The sequence below is a fragment of the Pseudoalteromonas sp. TAB23 genome (genome assembly GCF_000498075.1).
GTDB lineage: Bacteria > Pseudomonadota > Gammaproteobacteria > Enterobacterales > Alteromonadaceae > Pseudoalteromonas > Pseudoalteromonas arctica.
The window spans coordinates 35,928-54,616 of record NZ_AUTP01000357.1; the positions used below are offsets into that span (position 1 = coordinate 35,928).

At 40.1% G+C, this 18,689-nt stretch carries 11 protein-coding genes and 1 pseudogene; 7 read left to right on the forward strand and 5 right to left on the reverse strand.

What is annotated here, in order from left to right; translation table 11 throughout:
- Position 1: 1 nt before the first annotated feature.
- Together L654_RS0124135 and L654_RS0124140 are read left to right on the forward strand one after the other, a co-directional pair.
- On the forward strand, positions 2-736 hold the full coding sequence (locus tag L654_RS0124135; protein ID WP_024591566.1) for a 5-oxoprolinase subunit PxpA: 735 nt from the start codon (positions 2-4) through the stop codon (positions 734-736).
- A 152-nt stretch (positions 737-888) separates the two neighbouring features.
- Positions 889-2,907: a S9 family peptidase gene (locus tag L654_RS0124140; protein WP_024609285.1), complete on the forward strand. Its 2,019-nt coding sequence runs from the start codon at positions 889-891 to the stop codon at positions 2,905-2,907.
- A gap of 816 nt (positions 2,908-3,723) precedes the next feature.
- Here the strand turns inward: L654_RS0124140 and L654_RS0124150 are convergent.
- Entirely contained in the window at positions 3,724-5,313 is a 1,590-nt protein-coding gene (locus L654_RS0124150) for an isocitrate lyase (RefSeq protein WP_024609286.1), read from the reverse strand.
- Positions 5,314-5,554: 241 nt separating this feature from the next.
- Here L654_RS0124150 and L654_RS0124155 point away from each other — a divergent pair, with 241 nt between their 5' ends.
- Positions 5,555-7,744 carry a malate synthase G gene (locus L654_RS0124155; RefSeq protein WP_024609287.1) on the forward strand — a complete coding sequence of 730 codons (2,190 nt, stop codon included), beginning with the start codon at positions 5,555-5,557 and terminating at the stop codon, positions 7,742-7,744.
- 199 nt (positions 7,745-7,943) lie between these two features.
- Here the strand turns inward: L654_RS0124155 and L654_RS0124160 are convergent, their stop codons facing one another.
- The 4 genes from L654_RS0124160 to L654_RS0124175 form a co-directional block, all read right to left on the reverse strand.
- The gene (locus L654_RS0124160; RefSeq protein ID WP_024591562.1) at positions 7,944-8,669 is read right to left on the reverse strand and encodes a YebC/PmpR family DNA-binding transcriptional regulator; all 726 of its coding nucleotides are present in this window, start codon (positions 8,667-8,669) and stop codon (positions 7,944-7,946) included.
- 133 nt (positions 8,670-8,802) lie between these two features.
- Positions 8,803-9,420, reverse strand: coding sequence for an HAD family hydrolase (locus tag L654_RS0124165; protein WP_007583617.1), 618 nt, complete (start codon positions 9,418-9,420; stop codon positions 8,803-8,805).
- A gap of 322 nt (positions 9,421-9,742) precedes the next feature.
- Positions 9,743-10,237: a DUF6702 family protein gene (locus tag L654_RS0124170; protein WP_024609288.1), complete on the reverse strand. Its 495-nt coding sequence runs from the start codon at positions 10,235-10,237 to the stop codon at positions 9,743-9,745.
- The gene (locus L654_RS0124175) at positions 10,237-12,684 is read right to left on the reverse strand and encodes a M1 family metallopeptidase (protein WP_024592705.1); all 2,448 of its coding nucleotides are present in this window, start codon (positions 12,682-12,684) and stop codon (positions 10,237-10,239) included. The genes L654_RS0124170 and L654_RS0124175 overlap by 1 nt, the downstream gene beginning before the upstream one ends.
- 579 nt (positions 12,685-13,263) lie before the next feature.
- Between L654_RS0124175 and L654_RS0124180 the strand changes: the two genes are divergently transcribed.
- From L654_RS0124180 to L654_RS0124195, 4 genes and pseudogenes are all read left to right on the forward strand, one after another.
- On the forward strand, positions 13,264-13,500 hold the full coding sequence (locus tag L654_RS0124180; protein WP_002959190.1) for a hypothetical protein: 237 nt from the start codon (positions 13,264-13,266) through the stop codon (positions 13,498-13,500).
- A 78-nt stretch (positions 13,501-13,578) separates the two neighbouring features.
- Positions 13,579-14,826, forward strand: a complete 1,248-nt coding sequence (locus L654_RS0124185; RefSeq protein WP_024609289.1) for an exonuclease SbcCD subunit D C-terminal domain-containing protein — start codon at positions 13,579-13,581, stop codon at positions 14,824-14,826.
- On the forward strand, positions 14,823-18,473 hold the full coding sequence (locus L654_RS0124190) for an AAA family ATPase (RefSeq protein ID WP_024609290.1): 3,651 nt from the start codon (positions 14,823-14,825) through the stop codon (positions 18,471-18,473). The genes L654_RS0124185 and L654_RS0124190 overlap by 4 nt, the downstream gene beginning before the upstream one ends.
- A 28-nt stretch (positions 18,474-18,501) precedes the next feature.
- Positions 18,502-18,689 (forward strand): annotated as a pseudogene (locus tag L654_RS0124195) (class I SAM-dependent methyltransferase); the annotation flags it as partial.

An 18,689-nucleotide genomic window follows, 5' to 3' on the forward strand; every position in this document is an offset into this window, starting at 1 on the left:
TATGAAACTCAATTGTGATTTAGGCGAAAGCTTTGGCGCATGGAAAATGGGGCTAGACGATGACGTAATGCCACATATTGATATGGCGAATATTGCGTGTGGGTTTCATGCAGGTGACGCCGACGTAATGGCAAACACTCTTGTACTTGCCAAGCGGCATAACGTACAAATTGGCGCTCATCCAAGTTACCCAGATAAGCAAGGCTTTGGTAGGCGCTCAATGGTACTTAGCGAAAAAGAGCTTACAAATTGCCTGCATTATCAAATAGCCGCTATTGAGGGCATGGCAAAAGTACAAGGTTTAACACTTAGCTATGTTAAACCGCATGGCGCACTTTATAACGACATGATGGCTGATGATAAAATATTACAAACCGTTATAAATGCAATTGCCAGGTACCCAATAGATTTGAAACTAATGGTTTTAGCGACTAAAAATGCCAATAAGCACATTCAAGTAGCTAAAAGCTCAGGAGTTGATCTAATACTCGAGGCATTTGCCGACAGGCAGTACACCGACGACGGGCATTTAGTGTCACGAACACTTGAGGGTAGTGTTCACAACAAAGCTGCATTACTAAAACAAGTAACTCAGCTTTTATCCGATGGCAGCGTGACAACACGAACTGGAAAAAAACTAACGCTCAACGCCGATAGCTTATGCGTACATGGCGACAACGCTGATGGCATAGCGCTTATAAAAGATATAAAAGCCCTGTGTAACTCAGCTAACTAAACTTTTATACAACCTCAAATAGAAGCTGTAAACCCCCTTTACAGCTTTAACTCATAGAGTTAAATAAGAGCTTCATCGCATCCTACTGTTAATTTAATAATCCCTAACATATAACTACTTAGCAAATTAAAAAAGTAACAACAGGGATTAAAATGAAAAAGCTTTTAACACTTAGCCTCATTTTAGGCTGTAGCAATTTAGCCTACGCTGAAACAAATACACTACAACTGCAAGACGTGTTTAATTTAGAATATGCCAATCAAATAGATATAACCGAAGACGGTAAAACTGTTTATTTTGTGCGTAACCGCATGGATATAAAAACAGATCGCAAAGTTGGTAATATTTGGTCTGTTGATTACAAAACCAAACAAATGCAGCCATTAACCTCTGGCGTGCATATGGATTATTCGCCAGTACTCTCTCCTGATGGTCAACGCCTTGCATTTATATCAACCCGCGATGGTAGCAGCCAAATATATATTAAATGGCTTAAAACAGATGCTATGGCAAAAATTAGTAACTTAACGAGTAGTCCACGTGCGATTACATGGAACCCTGATTCTAACCAGCTAATATTTAGCATGTTTGTTCCAAGCGCTAATTCAGCGCCAGTGAGCTTACCAGGCAAACCAAAAGGTGCAACGTGGGCAGAACCCGCTAAATTTATTGATGATGTTTATTACCGTTCAGATGGTGGCGGTTACACGCAAAAAGGTTTTAGCCAATTATTTTCCATAGATGCTAACGGTGGTAATGCCAAACAACTCACTCATGATGAATTTGATAACGCAGGCGATGTAAGTTTTAGTAACGATGGTAAGTCGCTTTATTTTTCTGCAAACAGGCACACAAACAACCAGCTAAAACCCACAAACAGTGAAATCTATCAACTCGAGTTAGCCACACAAAATATAACTAAAGTTACTGACCGAAACGGACCTGACGAGCAGCCTAAAGTATCTCCCGATGGTCGTTACTTAGCGTACACAGGTTACGATGATAAACGCACTAACTACGAAAACGCTCAGCTTTATATTCGTGATTTAAAAACAGGTAACACAACAAGCTTAACGCCAAATTTTGACCGTAGCGTAGGTCAAATAAAATGGAGTGCAAACTCCAAAGGCATATACTTTAGCTATGCAGATAAAGGTCAAACTGCCCTCGCCTATCAACCATGCAGCGGCAAGCGTAAAATAATAACAACTCAAATTGGCAGTGTTGCCTTTGGTCGCCCTTATTCTGGTGGTGACTTTGATGTAAGCGAAGATGGCGAAGTAGCCTTTACCCTTGCCGATACTCAGCGCCCTGCTGATATAGCAACAATTAAACGCGGTAAAGCGCAGCGTTTAACTACCCTTAATGCAGATGCATTGGGCGACAAAGCTTTGGCTAAAGTGGAAGAAATTTGGATTAAATCAAGTCACGATGAGTTACCTATTCAAGGATGGATTGCTTACCCACCAGAATTTGACAGCAGCAAAAAATATCCGCTAATACTAGAAATACATGGCGGTCCAGTAGCTAATTACGGTCCACACTTTAGCGCTGAAATTCAGCTGTTTACAGCCAAAGGAAATGTGGTTTTATACATGAACCCACGTGGCAGTGATTCATACGGTAAAGAGTTTGCACAAACTATTCATCATAATTATCCAAGTAACGATTTTGATGACTTAATGACTGGCGTTGATGCGCTAATAGCGAAAGGCTTTATTGACGAGTCTAAATTGTTTGTAACCGGTGGTTCTGGCGGTGGTGTATTAACAGCTTGGATTGTAGGTCATACCGATCGCTTTGCTGCGGCTGTAGTTGCTAAGCCTGTTATTAATTGGATCAGCTTTGTACTAACTGCCGATTTTTACCCGTTTTTTGCTGATTACTGGTTTCCGGGTAAACCGTGGGATCACATCGAGCATTACATGAAGCGCTCGCCTATTAGTTATGTTGGAAACGTTAAAACTCCTACTATGTTGCTCACTGGCGAATCTGACTACCGTACACCAATATCAGAAACTGAGCAGTTTTATCAGGCATTAAAACTACAAGGCGTTGATACTGCAATGGTGCGCATTCCTAATGCATCGCATGGTATTACAGCTCGCCCATCAAACTTAATGACTAAAGTAGCTTATATTCAATGGTGGTTTGATAAACACACTAAATAAACTCTGGGTAATAAATTTATAGCTCAAATAAAAGCCACTTCAAATAAGTGGCTTTTGTATTTACCGCCTTAGTATTCAAACTGTAAACCCCCTTTACACTTCTGTGACAGTTAAATATCGGACTTAGCTAAAACTTCAGTTAGTAAAATTTCGGTTTATAGCATTTTTTGTAACTTGAGTTGGTAAAAAATCGGTTTGAGTCACTGTTTATAGCCTATCAGTTAGTAAAATTTTGTTTTATAGCACAGAGAAGTTAGTAAAAAATCGGTTTATAAATTCGCTAAGTTTGCCTATTAAAGCAAAAATCAGTCACTTACCCGCCTTTTAAAGTTGCCGTAAACGCTTTTTACAGCAAAATCACCCCAAATATGCCGTTTTATGAAAGGTTAGTTAAACTCTGATCTGTAAATCCACTCAGGTAGTTAAATAGTGATCCAACATGATTTGGCAAGGGCGTGTTGAACTTTGGTGGGTTAATTTGCAGCAGTATGTTTGGTTTTTAGGCAAGGCGGAGCTTATGTAGTGTGGTTATTCCCCATGAATAGGCGATAACGTAGCATAAATACCAAACATGCGCTGCCCTTTGGGTTCTTTCTAGGGGCGATAAACTCTTTGTTGCTCGGTTTTTACTTAGCCCACTAGGTTACAAACCTCGCGCCGCGATTTAATCGCCCCTAGATTGAACAAATTTCAATCCACAAAGATCAACACGCCCTAGTTAAAGTCTGATCTGTAATTATGCTTCAATGTTCTAATTTTACTTAAAGCAATAAAAAAGGGCCTATTGGCCCTTGAGTAACACTATCTAGTTAGGAATTAAAATTGGTTCATGGTGTTATCTTCACCACCGGCTTTTAGCGCGTTATCACCAGAGAAGTATTCTTTGTGCGTATCGCCCATGTTAGACCCTGCTAGGTCTTGGTGCTTAACAGAAGCTTGCTCGCGGCGAATTTCTTGGCGTTGTACATCACGTACATAAGCCAGCATACCCATATCGCCAAAATAACCTTCTGATAAAATATCAGTGCTTAGCGCAGCTGTATGGTACGTAGGCAGAGTAATTAAGTGGTGGAAAATACCTGCTTCACGTGCGCCATCGCGCTGGAAGTTTTGTACTAGTAAATCGGCTGCTTGTGCAAGCTCTGTTGCATCCATTTCCGGTGCCATAAGGCCTTTATTGTCGCCAAGACTTGGGTAAGCACTAAGGTCACGGCCTGCTTCTTCCCACTCTTGATACACTTGCTCACGAAACTTAAGCGTCCAGTTAAACGAAGGCGAGTTGTTGTATACCAGTTTTGCATTTGGTACGTGTTCTTTTACACGATTTACCAGTTCAGCGATTTGCTTAACATGTGGTTTTTCTGTTTCAATCCACAGTAAATCAGCGCCCGACTGCAAGCTCGTAATACAATCTAGTACTACGCGGTCTTTTTCAGTGCCTTCGCGGAATTGAAATAAACCGTTATCTAGGCGAGTTGGTTTACATAACTGGCCATTAATTTTCATTGCCGTGTCGCCTTCATTTAAGTCATCAACACCGTTGATTGGCGTCGTTTCTAAAAATGCATTGTATTGGCTTGCTAAGTCACCTGGTGTTTGCGACACAGGTACTTTTTGAGTAAGGCTTGCACCTAATGAATCTGTACGTGCCACAATAATACCGTTATTAATACCAAGTTCTAAAAAGGCGTAACGTACTGCGTTAATCTTTGCTAAAAAGTCTTCGTGTGGAACGGTCACTTTACCCGCTTGGTGACCACATTGTTTGGCGTCAGATACTTGGTTTTCTATTTGAATGGCACACGCACCGGCTTCAATCATTTTTTTAGCCAGTAAGTAAGTTGCTTCTTCGTTACCAAAACCTGCGTCAATATCAGCAATAATTGGCACAACATGAGTTTCAAAGTTGTCTATTTTATCAATAACAGCTTGAACATCGCCGCCATTCGCTTTTGCTGCATCTAGGTCGTTAAACAAGTGGTCTAGTTCACGTGCATCAGCTTGCTTTAAAAATGTGTAAATTTCTTCAATTAATGCAGGTACCGATGTTTTTTCGTGCATGCTTTGATCTGGCAGCGGACCAAATTCAGAGCGAAGTGCTGCAACCATCCAGCCACTTAAGTATACATAGCTGCGTTTAGTTGTTTTTTGATGGCGCTTAATAGCCATCATCATTTGTTGGGCAGTAAAGCCATGCCAACACCCTAAAGATTGGGTGTACAGGCTTGTNGCAGCCATATCTTCACGCATAACGTCTGCTGTGTATTGCGCAATTTCAATCCCTGTACGAAAACGGTTTTGTAAACGCATACGGCTTGCGTATTCAGGGTTAATAGCTTTCCATGCGCTGCCTTGTGATTGGCAAAGAGTAGAGAGTGTGTCTGTTTCGCGTTGATATGTTGTCATAATAAAATCCTTCGAACGAGTGTGTAAATTATTTTAATGTTGTGAGAGTGGCTAGGAGTGTGTGCTCCGTTTCGCTTGATTCAACATTAGGCTCCTTTTCTAGATTTAGTAAATTTATAGTTGTTATTGTGGCTATACATTTTGTGAATGGCTAAAAAGCACTCAACATTGCCTTTTTGAGTTATTGTTGCCTTAACGCACAAGCACACAACAACATCGCGACCGTTTAAGGAAGGCAATTATGTCCCACACTCTCACACATTCAGGACTCAGCGTAGACACACAACTCGCTGATTTTGTTAAAAATCAATTACTACCAGGCACTCACTTAAGTGAGCATCAATTTTGGCAAAGCTTTGCACATATAGTTCAAACACTTACCCCTACAAATAAGGCACTGCTTGAAAAGCGAGAATTGCTTCAACAGCAAATAGATGACTACCATCTTGCTAATAAAACGTGGGATAGCGTTAAGTACCATGCCTTTTTGCAAGATATTGGCTATTTAGTTAAAGAGCCTACCAACTTTGAAATTGAAACCCAAAATGTAGAACCCGAAGTAGCCCTTACAGCAGGCCCTCAGTTGGTTGTGCCTGTCAGTAACGCACGCTTTGCACTTAATGCCGCTAACGCACGTTGGGGTTCGTTATACGACGCTTTATACGGTACAGATGTGTTAAGCGAAGACGATGGAGCCGAAAAAGGCAATACCTACAATCCTGTTCGTGGTTTTAAGGTAATGGCCTACGCTCGCCAGTTTTTAGATAAAGCATTGCCGCTCACTAATGGCTCGCATATAGAAAGCACTAATTATTCAGTAGTAGATGGCGCACTTTTAATTACGTTACGTGATAGCTCTCAAACCACATTAGCTAACCCATCTCAGCTTATTGGCTATCAAGGAGAAGCGCAAAACCCAACTGTAGTGTTATTAAAAAACAATGATTTACACATAGAGCTACATATAGATCACCACCACATTATTGGCCAAGCAGATAAAGCAGGCTTAAAAGATGTAGTGTTAGAGGCCGCGCTTACCACCATTATGGATTGTGAAGATTCTGTAGCTGCGGTAGATGCAGAAGATAAAGTACAAGTTTATAAAAATTGGCTTGGTTTGATGCAAGGTAACTTAGTTGAATCGTTTAAAAAAGGCGATAAAACTGTAGAGCGCACTCTGCAAAGTGATAAAACATACACCGCACTTGATGGCGGCACCGTTACTTTAAAAGGCCGTAGCATGATGTTTGTTAGAAACGTTGGCCATTTAATGACGAATCCTGCGATTACCGATGTGTACAATCAACCGGTATTTGAAGGCATTATGGATGCGATGTTTACTGCCACCGCTGCCCTGCACGACCTAAATAAAAAAACAGGTATTAAAAATACCAGCGCGCAAAGTATTAATATAGTAAAACCAAAAATGCATGGCCCTGAAGAGGTAGCGTTTACTAACACTTTATTTAGCTTAGTAGAGGAAGCGCTAAGCTTACCTGAAAACACGCTTAAAATGGGTATTATGGATGAAGAACGCCGTACTTCTGTAAACCTAAAAGCCTGTATTTATGCAGCCAAAGAGCGTGTTGTATTTATAAATACTGGATTTTTAGACCGCACAGGCGATGAAATTCATACCTCTATGCAAGCGGGTGTTGTGCTTCCAAAAGCACAGATTAAGCAGCAACCATGGATACAAGCTTATGAGGATCGCAACGTCGATATTGGCCTTGCTTGTGGCTTAAGTCATAAAGCACAAATAGGTAAAGGCATGTGGCCAATGCCAGATAAAATGGCATTAATGATGGAGCAAAAACAAGCTCACCCTAAATCAGGCGCTAATACTGCATGGGTGCCCTCCCCTACAGCCGCTACTCTGCATGCAATGCATTATCACGATATAAACGTATTTACCGAGCAGCAAAGTATAGCTAAGCGAACTATTGCGAGCCTTAATGACCTGCTTACACCGCCGCTAATGACAGACCCTAAAACGCTTTCAAAAGAAGATATTCAAAGCGAGCTTGAAAACAACGCACAAGGCATTTTAGGTTACGTTGTACGTTGGATTGATCAAGGCGTTGGCTGCTCAAAAGTACCCGATATTAACCATATAGGGCTAATGGAAGACAGAGCAACACTGCGTATTTCAAGCCAGCATATGGCTAATTGGTTGCTAAATGGCGTGTGCTCAAAGGCGCAAATAAAATCAACAATGGCTAAAATGGCCAAAGTGGTTGATGGTCAAAACGAGCACGACACTGCGTATACACCCATGGCAACAAACGAAGAAATCCTTAATAACAGCATAGCGTTTCAAGCTGCACTTGCACTGGTTTTGGAGGGTGTAACACAACCTAGTGGTTACACTGAACCACTGCTACATAGCTACCGTATAAAATATAAAGCACAAAAAACGAATACGCTTTAACCGCTTAAGCAAAGTTCAGATTAAGTGCTAAACCAGCTTTTAAGCTGGTTTTTTATCGCCTAAAATTAGAATAACATCACTTTTAAGGCATTTTAAAGGTATATAGATAATACACATGAATATCTAACATTTATTCAAACGTAAAAAAACGTGTTTTGCATACACAAAACACGCTTTTTAAAGCTTTAGCTAATTAAATCTAATTTTTTACAATGGCATTGTGATAAATATTTTGTACATCGTCACAATCTTCAAGCATATTTATAAACTTATCAAAGTTAGCAATAACTTCTTCGTCTTCAATTTCAATATTAACTTGAGGAATAAACGTAATTTCGTCTACTTCAAAGTTAATGCCTTCAAATGCGTCTTCAAGGGCAGTTTTAGCTTTAAAGTATTCTGTTGGCGGTGCAAATACCGATATTTTACCGTCCTCGGCTTCAACATCGCTAACATCAACATCAGCCATCATTAATGCTTCTAATACTATTTCGTCGTCATCACCCGCAAAGCCAAGTACCGCATAATGATCAAACATATGTGCTACGCAGCCAGGAGTACCAATTTTTGAGTCTGTTTTAGTAAACGGTAAGCGTACATCTTTAATTGTACGGTTCGGATTGTCAGTTAAACAGTCAACTATAACCATGCAATTACCAGGACCATAGCCTTCGTAACGGGCAACAGAATAGTCTTCCCCTGCGCCACCGGCTGCTTTTTCAATTGCTTTATCGATAACGTGCGCGGGTACTTGGTCTTTTTTAGCTTTTTCGATTAGACGGCGTAGTGTTTGATTTACTTCGGGATCGGGATCGCCACTTTTTGCTGCAACGTAAATCTCTTTACCATACTTTGAGTTTACTTTTGTTTTTGCATTGGCTGTTTTGATCATAGAACTTTGACGAACTACAAATGCTCTGCCCATTTTGTGCCCCTAATGAATACGTTACGTTTTGCGGTATTTTACCAATTCAAAACGTATTGGGCTAGGAACAAACGTTATTTTGTAATTTAAATAACGTAGCACTTATTCTTAAATAAATTTAATAGTACGCTATTTAACATAACTCTATTTTTTCAGAATAACTCTCAACTAATGTCACTAATTCAACAAAGTCATGTAAAACGTAATCTGCCTGATCGGCATAAGCAGGCGTTGACTCTGGAGCGTATAAACACGCGCGCATATTTGCATTGTGCGCAGCTTGAATGTCGTAAAGGTAATCGCCTACATAAAGTAAATTTCTGGCGTTAATGTTCCAAAGTGTAGCAATGGCATTTAAAGCGCTGGGATCTGGCTTTGCTGGGGCATCGCTTCGCGTTAAAACTGTGCTGATAGGGAGTGGATTATTTTGTAATTTAATTGCCGCTGCTTTATCAAAATTGCGAGTAACAATCGCCATCGGAATATTTTTAGACTTTAAAGCATGAATAGCTTCACTCACACCAGGTAATATACTGGCATGTTGTGCATCTATTAATTCGTGTTGGTGAACTATATTCATTGCCTCTTCACGCATATACGGTGAGGGCAACTGAGCAATGTAATCAAGTAAGTCTTGCTCGCAAGGGCAACCTATTTGGGCCTTTATTAATGCAAAATCTAATTCTGATGAAACCAATGTTCCATCTAAATCAAAAATCACTCCAAAAATAGCCTCAACCTGAGTAGTCATATCATTCCCTGAATTTAGTTATTACTAAATGAAATTTAAACATAAAATTCTCTACTGCTTATGCCCTAGGCCGGTAAATACAAAGGGATAAATGAAACTAACTATATTTAAATATTAATACGCACCATTATCAATCTATTGATAACAAAGTAATTTAAGTGCTTGATATATCATGCGCAAAAAAAGGTAAATATACAAATTGAACTCACAAATTTTACGTAAATTTACAAATAACAGATCAAACATGAACGCAGTTTAAACGTATGAAGAAAACGCGCACATAAACAACTGCTGTGCGCGTCGGTTGGGGAAGTTTTAAATATTAATTTTGCTCAAAGCGGGCTTCGAGCCAAGTATCATCTTGAGCAAAGTTTAAAGTTTTAATCTTACCTTTGCCCTCAACGTTTACCATATTTACCTGAGATGGCCATAAATCACGAAGTGCGCCATTACTCATTTTAATTCCTTCAATATTTTCAGGAATTGGTGCTTCTTGGTAAACCCAAAAAAACTTACCATCAACTTGTGCCCCTACAAAGCTAAGTGGTAAAGGTTCGCCACTTAACGTTTGTAGAGCAACATGCGATTCAACATACTTAGCAAAACGTTGTTGGTCGGCTTTATTACTAATAATATCAATTTTGCCTTTAAACAATGTTCCTACGGCGTGTTCGGTATCATGTAAATAAAAGCGATGCATTAATTCAACATTATGCGTTCGTTTATTAAAAAGCACGGTTGTAACTGACGACTTTAGTTGATGCGCCATACTTGGCGCAGCAACTAAAAGGCAAACAATAATAAGCAAAAAGCGCATTATTGCTGCTCCTCACCGTCATCCTTTTCGTCTTTCTTCTCATCAGTTTTAAGCTCAGTTTTAATATCTTGCATGATATCGCGACTTACTTTAGCTTTACTCTTTTCCTTTTTAAACACTTCAATACGTGAAGGAATAATACGACGAGGGTAGTTATTGTTTTCAACATCTACGTCAGCTGTTTCCCAGCCTGGGTCAACAGTAACTGATACAAGCGGTTTGTTTTTATCGGTAACAATCAGCTTTTGAACGTTTTTATAATTACGACGCCAAATTTCAGCAGGAATATAGCGCTCTTCTTTAGTGCCATCTTCATATGTTAGCTCTAATAAAATAGGCATTACCAAACCACCAAGGTTTGAAAATTCCATAACGTAATAGTTTTTATCTTCTTCTAAAGCACGCTCAAGCGTTTTACGCTCCCACGGCTCTAAGCCTTTTAAAAACTTATTGTACGAGTTACGTTCTTTATTGGTTACAGTAAAACGGTCGTTTTCGTCATAAAAATCGGTAACATCAGAGTTTTTCTCAACCCATGTTTTTTTACCTTGTGCGCGGTTACGCTCAACAAATAATGAAGTAGGTTTGTCTGCTTCAATATCACGTAAACGGCTGTAATCAATATCAGGATTTTTAGTGTCTAAACGTAGTTGATATACTTTATCTAAAGAGATATCTACATGGTCTGTGGTGTAAAACCAGCCACGCCAAAACCAATCTAAATCAACACCAGAGGCTTCTTCCATTGTACGGAAAAAATCAGCTGGAGTAGGGCGCTTGTATTTCCAGCGTTGAGCATACTCTTTAAATGCAAAGTCGAATAAGTCACGACCTAAAATTACTTCACGTAAAATATTAAGGGCTGCTGCAGGTTTAGTATAAGCATTAGGACCTAAGCGTAATACACTGTCTGACTGAGTCATTACAGGTACTTGGTTTTCAGACTTCATGTAGCTCACTATATCGCGAGGCTCAACACCCCAAGGAATAGTAGGATCCCATTCACGACCAGCAACGCCATCTAAAAAGCTATTTAAGCCTTCATCCATCCACGTCCATTGGCGCTCATCTGAGTTAACAATCATTGGAAAGTAAATATGACCCACTTCATGAATAACTACGCCAAGTAAAAAGCGCTTTTCAGCTTGAGAATAAGTACGTGTACCATCATCTTGTAACTTAGTACGCGGGCCGTTAAAGGTAATCATTGGGTATTCCATACCGCCAACAGGGCCATTTACCGATTGCGCAGTTGGGTATGGGTAGTCAAAAGAATACTTAGAGTACACTTCCATTGTGTGTACTACAGCTTCAGTTGAGTACTTCTCCCATAAGTCACCACCTTCTTTAGGGAAGAACGACATTGCCATAACTAAAGGCTGAACGTCACCACCTTGCTGATAACCTTTTGCATCCCACATAAACTTACGAGACGACGCCCAAGCAAAGTCACGTACGTTTTGCGCTTTAAAGTGCCACGTTTTAGTTTTGTCGGTGCCTTCTTTTTCGTTTTCTAGCGCTTCTTCTGCGTTAACAATAAACACAGGACGCTTAGATGTTTCGGCTTGCTTTAAACGTTTGCGCTGAGTACTTGTAAGTACTTTGCTCGCGTTATCAAGTTTACCTGTTGCCGATACAATGTGATCTGCCGGAACAGTAATCTCAACATCGTAATCACCAAACTCAAGCGTAAACTCACCAGAGCCTAAAAACGGTTTATTTGTCCATGCTTCGTAATCGGTATAAGCCGCTAAACGAGGAAACCACTGAGCAATTAAGAATATGTCGTTGCCGTCTTCTTCAAAGTGCTCGTAACCAGAACGTGCACCCACTGCATCTTCTTCAACAATGTTGAAGGCAAAGTTCATGCTAAACTCTACTTCTTTACCTGGTTTTAATGGCTCGTTTAAATCGATGCGCATTAAGGTATCAACTACAGTTACGCGTAGCTCTTTACCATCGTCATCTTTTACGCCACTGATTGTATAACCCAGTTCGTTGTCGCTCATAAATTGCTGGCGACGTAATTCACCTAAACTTAATTTAGCGGGCTTTTGAGCTGGTAGGCTTTCTAAAGTGCTTTTAAATGTTTTTGTTGTTTCGGCAATAGAGTCACTCTTAAAAATATTTTGATCTAACTGTAACCATAAATATTTAAGCGTATGCGGTGAGTTATTTTTATATTCAATGCTTTGACTACCAGTAATGCGGTGCTTTTTTTCATCTAGCTTCACATCAATATCGTAATTTACACGTTGCTGCCAGTATTTTTCACCTGGTTCGCCAGCGGCACTACGATATACATTGGGTGTAGGAAGTGCTTCGTCTAATTGACGAAATTTATCAACAAAAGAACCTTTTGTTTGCTCAACCGAAGACGCCATAGCTGCACTCGATATTGCGAACGGCAATACAAAAGCACTTAGCGTAAGACCTATTTTTTTCATTGTTAGTCCTAATATAATTTTGTGAGCGTACTTTGACAAATATACCAGTTAGCTTCAATAAATTAGCGACCAAGTACCGTATTTTTAGGGTGATGTTCACTTAGTTTTTTAGATTGAAAAATACAATTATTTTGTAACAAAATACGAATAGATAAAAACTGTAAAGGGGGTTTACAAAATTGGGTTTTAATAATGGTTTTGATCGGTTAAATACAAAGTCCCAGAACTTAAAAAAATATCATTCACTTTATATATATTGCTAAAAAAGTATTGCTTTGGCATTACTAGGTAAACCATTAATCCTACGTATAAGTATTACTAATGCGCAACAAGTAAAATGGCCTAAAAGCCCTTTCTACTGAACAAAAACACAGTGAAACGAGTAAATAATTGGCTCAAATATTGCCGAACTTCATTAATATTCGCTATTTGTACGATAAATAACAAATAGTGTAATTTTAGGTTGATCTTTAGTGCTGTTTATATTTAAAATCGCCAACCTTTTTATTTGAGGCAAATAAATTCGTCACATTTATCCTCAAATTAATATCGATTACTAGCAAGAAATGCGGTGGGCTTATGGATTTTTACATCCTAAAAAAACAACAAGAACTAATTGCGATTCCAGCAAGTGAGAATAACTGTAAGCAGTATCTCGATTCGGGTTATTTTTATATCGATAAAGTAGCAGCGTGCAACGAAACTAATGCACTAAAGGCGCTACACGCAAAACAAACTAAAACGTTAAAAATTCCATTATTAATGGCACTTTTAGCATTACCGGTTGTTTTTTCAGCTTGGTACAGTTTAACCTAACGTAATGCATGCCTTAGGCTTGCATCTTTAACAGCCTTGGGTATATTGGCGCTCTTACGGTTTTATTAAGAGCGCGACATGAAAGTCCTCCACACCTCAGATTGGCACCTTGGCCAACAATTTTACGAACACGATCGCCGTGTTGAACATCAAGCTTTTTTTACATGGTTATTAGCCACTCTTGTTGAACAACAAATAGACTTACTTTTAGTTGCGGGCGATATTTATCATACAGCAACACCAAGTGCTAGCGCCGAAAATCAGCTTTATCAATTTATTAAAGACGCCAAAAAAGCATGCCCACTATTACACGTAGTGATTATTGCGGGTAACCACGACTCTGCAAATCGTATTTTGGCAGCTCAGCCATTACTTGCACAGTTTGATACTCACGTAGTAGGGCGCTTTGATGTCGCAACACCAGATGAAACTGTTATTACCATAAATACCAATGGTAAACGCGCTGTAATCGTCGCTATGCCATTTTTGCGTGCAAGCGATGTAAGTTTACTTAGCCAAACCGAAAACGGTCCTAGTTATGCTCAAGGCGTTTCAAAAGCTTACGAACTTGCACTAGAGCAAGCTCTTAATGAGAATGAGCAAAACTCACCATTAATAGTTATGGGGCATTTACACGCAAAGGGCGGGGACATCTCAAGTGATTCTGAGCGTAACTTAGTAATAGGTGGTGAAGAGTCTATTTCAGCCAATGTATTTGGTAAACAAGCCAACTACGTTGCCCTTGGGCACTTACACAAAGCGCAACAAGTCGCTAAAAGTGATGTTATTCGCTACAGCGGCACACCTATCCCTATGTCGTTTTCAGAACGTAACTACACGCACCAAGTAAATGTTGTTGAGTTTATTATTGATGAAAAACAACATATTAGTACAACTGTAAACCCCCTTTACATTCCGCGCTCTGCCGATGTAATTATTTTACCAAAAGGGGAGTGTGTACCATTAAGCGAACTATGCGAGCAAATTAAAGCGCTCGACACTGCACAAAATACAATAGCGCCTTATTTACGTGTAAAGCTTAAATCAAGCGATACCGACACAACATTCAGAGAACAAATAGAACAAGCACTTGAAGGTAAGCATATTAAATTTTGTGGTATTGAACGTGTACGTGAGCAATCAGCGCAAAATGACGACAACACCGTATTTGAAGATTTAAGCGAAGTTGAAATGCTCAATCCACTAAACCTATTAGAACAAGCGTTCGCAAACGATAAAGACATGGCAGGGCAAAGCGTACCCGATGAGCTAAAAGCACTTTTAAGTGACGTGATAAACGAGCTTACGGAGCAAGAACAACTATGAAAATAACCGCAGTTCGTATTCATAATTTAGCCTCAATAGTTGACGCTGAAATAGATTTTACTAAAGCCCCATTAAAAGACGCAGGTCTATTTGCCATCACAGGCGATACTGGCGCTGGTAAAAGTACCTTTTTAGATGCCATTTGTTTAGCCCTTTATACAAAAACAGCGAGGCTGCGCGGTGATAAAGGTAACTTAATTGAGTTTAACGGCGACAGCATTAAGCTTAATGATGCGCGAAACTTGCTACGCAGAGGTACATGGGAAGGCTACGCCGAGGTCGACTTTTTAGGACAAGATAAACAGCTTTATCGTGCGCGCTATACAATTGCACGAACCCATAAAAAAGTAACAGGCAAACTTAAAGTAGCAGAGCACACTTTAGTAACCCTGCCAGACGAAACCCTTATAGCTGACAAAAGCCACACAATAAAAGAAGTCGAGAGTAAAATAGGGCTTAACTTTGAGCAGTTCTCCCGTGCCGTACTTTTAGCACAACATGAGTTTGCTGCGTTTTTAAAAGCCACTGGCGATGAGCGAGCGCAACTTTTAGAGTGCTTAACAGGTACCGATAAATTTAGCCGTATTGGCGTGCGTATTTTTGAGCGCCATAAAGAGCAAGTAGCAAAGCTTGAAGCGCTTAAAGCTGGTCTTGAAAGCTATACTTTGTTAACCCCAGAAGAACTTGAGCTACAACAAACCAAGTTAACCGATTTAAAAGCGCAAACCGAACACACTAAAAAAGAGCTATCCAAAACCGAAAAAGCACTTAACTGGTATCAGCAAGCTACAGTACTTGAGCAAAACTTACTGCAAGCACAGCAAACCCAGCAACAAGCAAGCTCAGCGCTTGAAAGTATCGTTGAGCAAAGCGAGCAGGCAAAACAAGCCAAGCAGGCGCTTGAAATAAAAGATAACCGCAGCCGTTTTACTTTGTTAACCGATCAAAATACGGCGTTGGATCAGCAAATAACATCGCTTAAAAGTGTTGATCATTTAGCGGTAATTAACGAGCGTAATACCGCGCTTGCTAAGCATACCGAGCTGCTTAATAACGCCAATGAGCAAAAACAAAATGCAGCGCCCGTTATAGCTAAAGCGAGAGAGCTCGACAGCAGCATTGCGTTGCAAACTCAAGCTGTAAAAGGTACTGAGTCGCAAATAACCAAAGAGCAATCTCAATTAGATGAGTTCACACAGCAGCTTAAACAAAGCAATAGCGAGCTTGAACTCGCTAATACCGAATCAACTAAAAGCCAGCAATGGCTTAATGAACATGCACAGCTGCATGTTTTAGCAAAAGACTGGAGCTACTATCAGCAAAGCTTTAATACTTACTTAAATGCACAGCAGCAATTAACCGCAAACCTTGCACAAAGCCAAACTCTTAATAGGGAGCTTGCAAGTCAGACTGAGCGTTTAAATACACAAAATAATAAAGTGCAGCAGTGCGAGGTGGCACTTAGTGGTGAGCAATCAACTTTACAGGCATTAAATACTCAGCTTAATGAGTTTAATGCAGAGCACTGCGACGCGCAGTTAAAAAGTATTGATTACTTAAAAGAGCAGCGAGAGCGCTACGGGCAATTTAACGCAGAACTAAAACAAAGTACTCAACGCCAACAAGTGCTTAATCAGCAGTTAAATGAAAGCCAGCAAGCCCATGCTTTACTTAATCAGCATTTAATAACCAGCGAGCAAGCGCTTAAAGGCAACGAGTACGCACTTAACCAAGCGCGCTTAAGAGCCAGCGAGAACGTAGAGCATTTACGCACTGAGCTTCGCCCTAATGAACCTTGTTTAGTGTGCGGTGCAACTGAGCACCCGTATGCGGTAAATCAAAATCAGCAATTAAATAACTTAATTACTGATTTTGAAAATGATTTTAATATAGCTAAAAAGCAATTTGACCATGCACAAAGCGAGCTGCATAAGCACCAAACTCAACATGCCGTATTAACTGCTGAACACGGGCAACTTGAGCAAGTAATACAAACGGCAAAAGCTAAACAGCTCGACATTAAAAATACCATGCAAGGCGCACGCACAGAGCTTAACGACTTAACGCCTGATCAGCTTGAAGTAACTTATAAGCAGTTAACGGAGCAAAAAGCGCAATACTTTGAGCAGCAAAAACGCCAGCGTACACTGCAAACTAAAGTAAATGAGCTACTAGCAGCACTTAAAGCAGAGCAGCAAGTACAGCAGCAACTTAGTAATAAACACCTTGAGTTTACACATCAGCAAAACCAGTTAACGAGTAAGCATAGCGAACTTAGTGTGCAAATTAACGAGCTTGGTACAACGCTCAATAATCAATTTGAAAACAGTGATTTTTGGCAGCAACTACAAGCCAATACGCTTGAACTTAGCGAGCTGCACGAGCAGGTTACGCAGTATCAGCAAACTCAAACGCAACTTGAGCAAAGCCAAAAGCGCCAAGACAAAGCTAATGAACAAATAAAGCAGCTCACACCGCTCATAAGTAACAACGAGCAGTCGTTAAAAGCACTTAATGAAGAGCTTGTAAAAGCTAAAAATTTACTAAGCACTGTACAAAGTGAGCGCTTAGCTTTATTTAATAACGAGCAAATAAGCGCAGACGACTACCAAGCAAAACTCACAAGTGCGCAAGAGCAACTGCAATCGCAGGTTCAAGCGAGTCAAAAAGCCTATGACGACGCGATAAAACAACGAGATGAGCACGCCATAACGCTTAAAAATGTAGAGCAACGCTTACTTGAAAACAGCCAAGAGCTAGCAACGCTTGAGGCACGTTATAACCAGTGGTTTACTGACTTTAAAGTGCAATATAGCAATGCAACGCACGAACAGGTCAAAATTTTACTAACGCTTAGTAGCGAGACTATTAAAGCGCATTTAACTCAGCACGAGCAGTTAACTCAAGCGCTAACAGATGCAAACGCCGCATTAAAACAGCAGCAACTTACGCTTGAAAAACACAACAGTAGCGATAAACCTACGCAAAGTGCAGAGGCTTCAAATACTCAACTAAGCAGCTTAAACGAGCAACAAACGCAGCTGCAAAATTCATTACTAGCAACTAATACCGCTATTGAGCAACATAACCAAAATGCGAAAGCGCTTGAAGGCAAACAAGCTGAGTTAACTACGCTTAAAACCCAGGTTGAACAATGGCACTTGCTTAATAAAGTATTGGGTGATGCAACGGGTAAAACCATGCGTAACTTAGCGCAAACACAAACGTTAAAAATATTACTGCACTATGCAAACAGCCATTTAAAAACACTCAACAAACGCTACGAATTAACCGCCATAGCGCAAACACTCGACATTGCAATTATTGACCGCGACATGGCCGACGAGCAACGCTCTGTTAATACACTCTCAGGCGGGGAGTCATTTTTAGTATCGCTCGCACTTGCACTTGGTTTAGCATCGCTTTCGTCAAACAAAGTACAAATCAATTCTTTGTTTATTGACGAAGGGTTTGGTACGTTAGACAGCGAAACCCTAAGCATTGCAATGGACGCTTTGGATTCTTTGCAAGCACAAGGCAGAAAAGTAGGCGTTATATCGCACGTAACACAAATGAGCGAGCGTGTAGCCACTCAAGTGCATGTAGCCAAAAAGCCAGGTGGATATTCCACAGTTGAAGTTTTATAAGCAACATTACTGAAAACAAGGAGATACAATGCCAACGTTTACAGGCGAGCAAGCAACACAATACGATAGCCGTATAACCCGTTTAGTTCCTGGTTATGAATTATTACATCAGCTCACTAACGCACAGCTAAAAGCAACGCTAAGCGATAATGCGCATATTTTAGTAGTAGGGGCAGGCACAGGCAAAGAAGTACTTGCACTGGCTGCATTAAACCC

What these genes read in the sequence shown, in the direction of transcription:
- L654_RS0124135 (WP_024591566.1), top strand. Translation starts at nt 2, where the DNA reads ATGAAACTCAATTGTGATTTAGGCGAAAGCTTTGGCGCATGGAAAATG.
- L654_RS0124140 (WP_024609285.1), top strand. Translation starts at nt 889, where the DNA reads ATGAAAAAGCTTTTAACACTTAGCCTCATTTTAGGCTGTAGCAATTTA.
- L654_RS0124155 (WP_024609287.1), top strand. Translation starts at nt 5,555, where the DNA reads ATGTCCCACACTCTCACACATTCAGGACTCAGCGTAGACACACAACTC.
- L654_RS0124160 (WP_024591562.1), bottom strand. Translation starts at nt 8,669, where the DNA reads ATGGGCAGAGCATTTGTAGTTCGTCAAAGTTCTATGATCAAAACAGCC.
- L654_RS0124165 (WP_007583617.1), bottom strand. Translation starts at nt 9,420, where the DNA reads ATGACTACTCAGGTTGAGGCTATTTTTGGAGTGATTTTTGATTTAGAT.
- L654_RS0124170 (WP_024609288.1), bottom strand. Translation starts at nt 10,237, where the DNA reads ATGCGCTTTTTGCTTATTATTGTTTGCCTTTTAGTTGCTGCGCCAAGT.
- L654_RS0124175 (WP_024592705.1), bottom strand. Translation starts at nt 12,684, where the DNA reads ATGAAAAAAATAGGTCTTACGCTAAGTGCTTTTGTATTGCCGTTCGCA.
- L654_RS0124180 (WP_002959190.1), top strand. Translation starts at nt 13,264, where the DNA reads ATGGATTTTTACATCCTAAAAAAACAACAAGAACTAATTGCGATTCCA.
- L654_RS0124185 (WP_024609289.1), top strand. Translation starts at nt 13,579, where the DNA reads ATGAAAGTCCTCCACACCTCAGATTGGCACCTTGGCCAACAATTTTAC.
- L654_RS0124190 (WP_024609290.1), top strand. Translation starts at nt 14,823, where the DNA reads ATGAAAATAACCGCAGTTCGTATTCATAATTTAGCCTCAATAGTTGAC.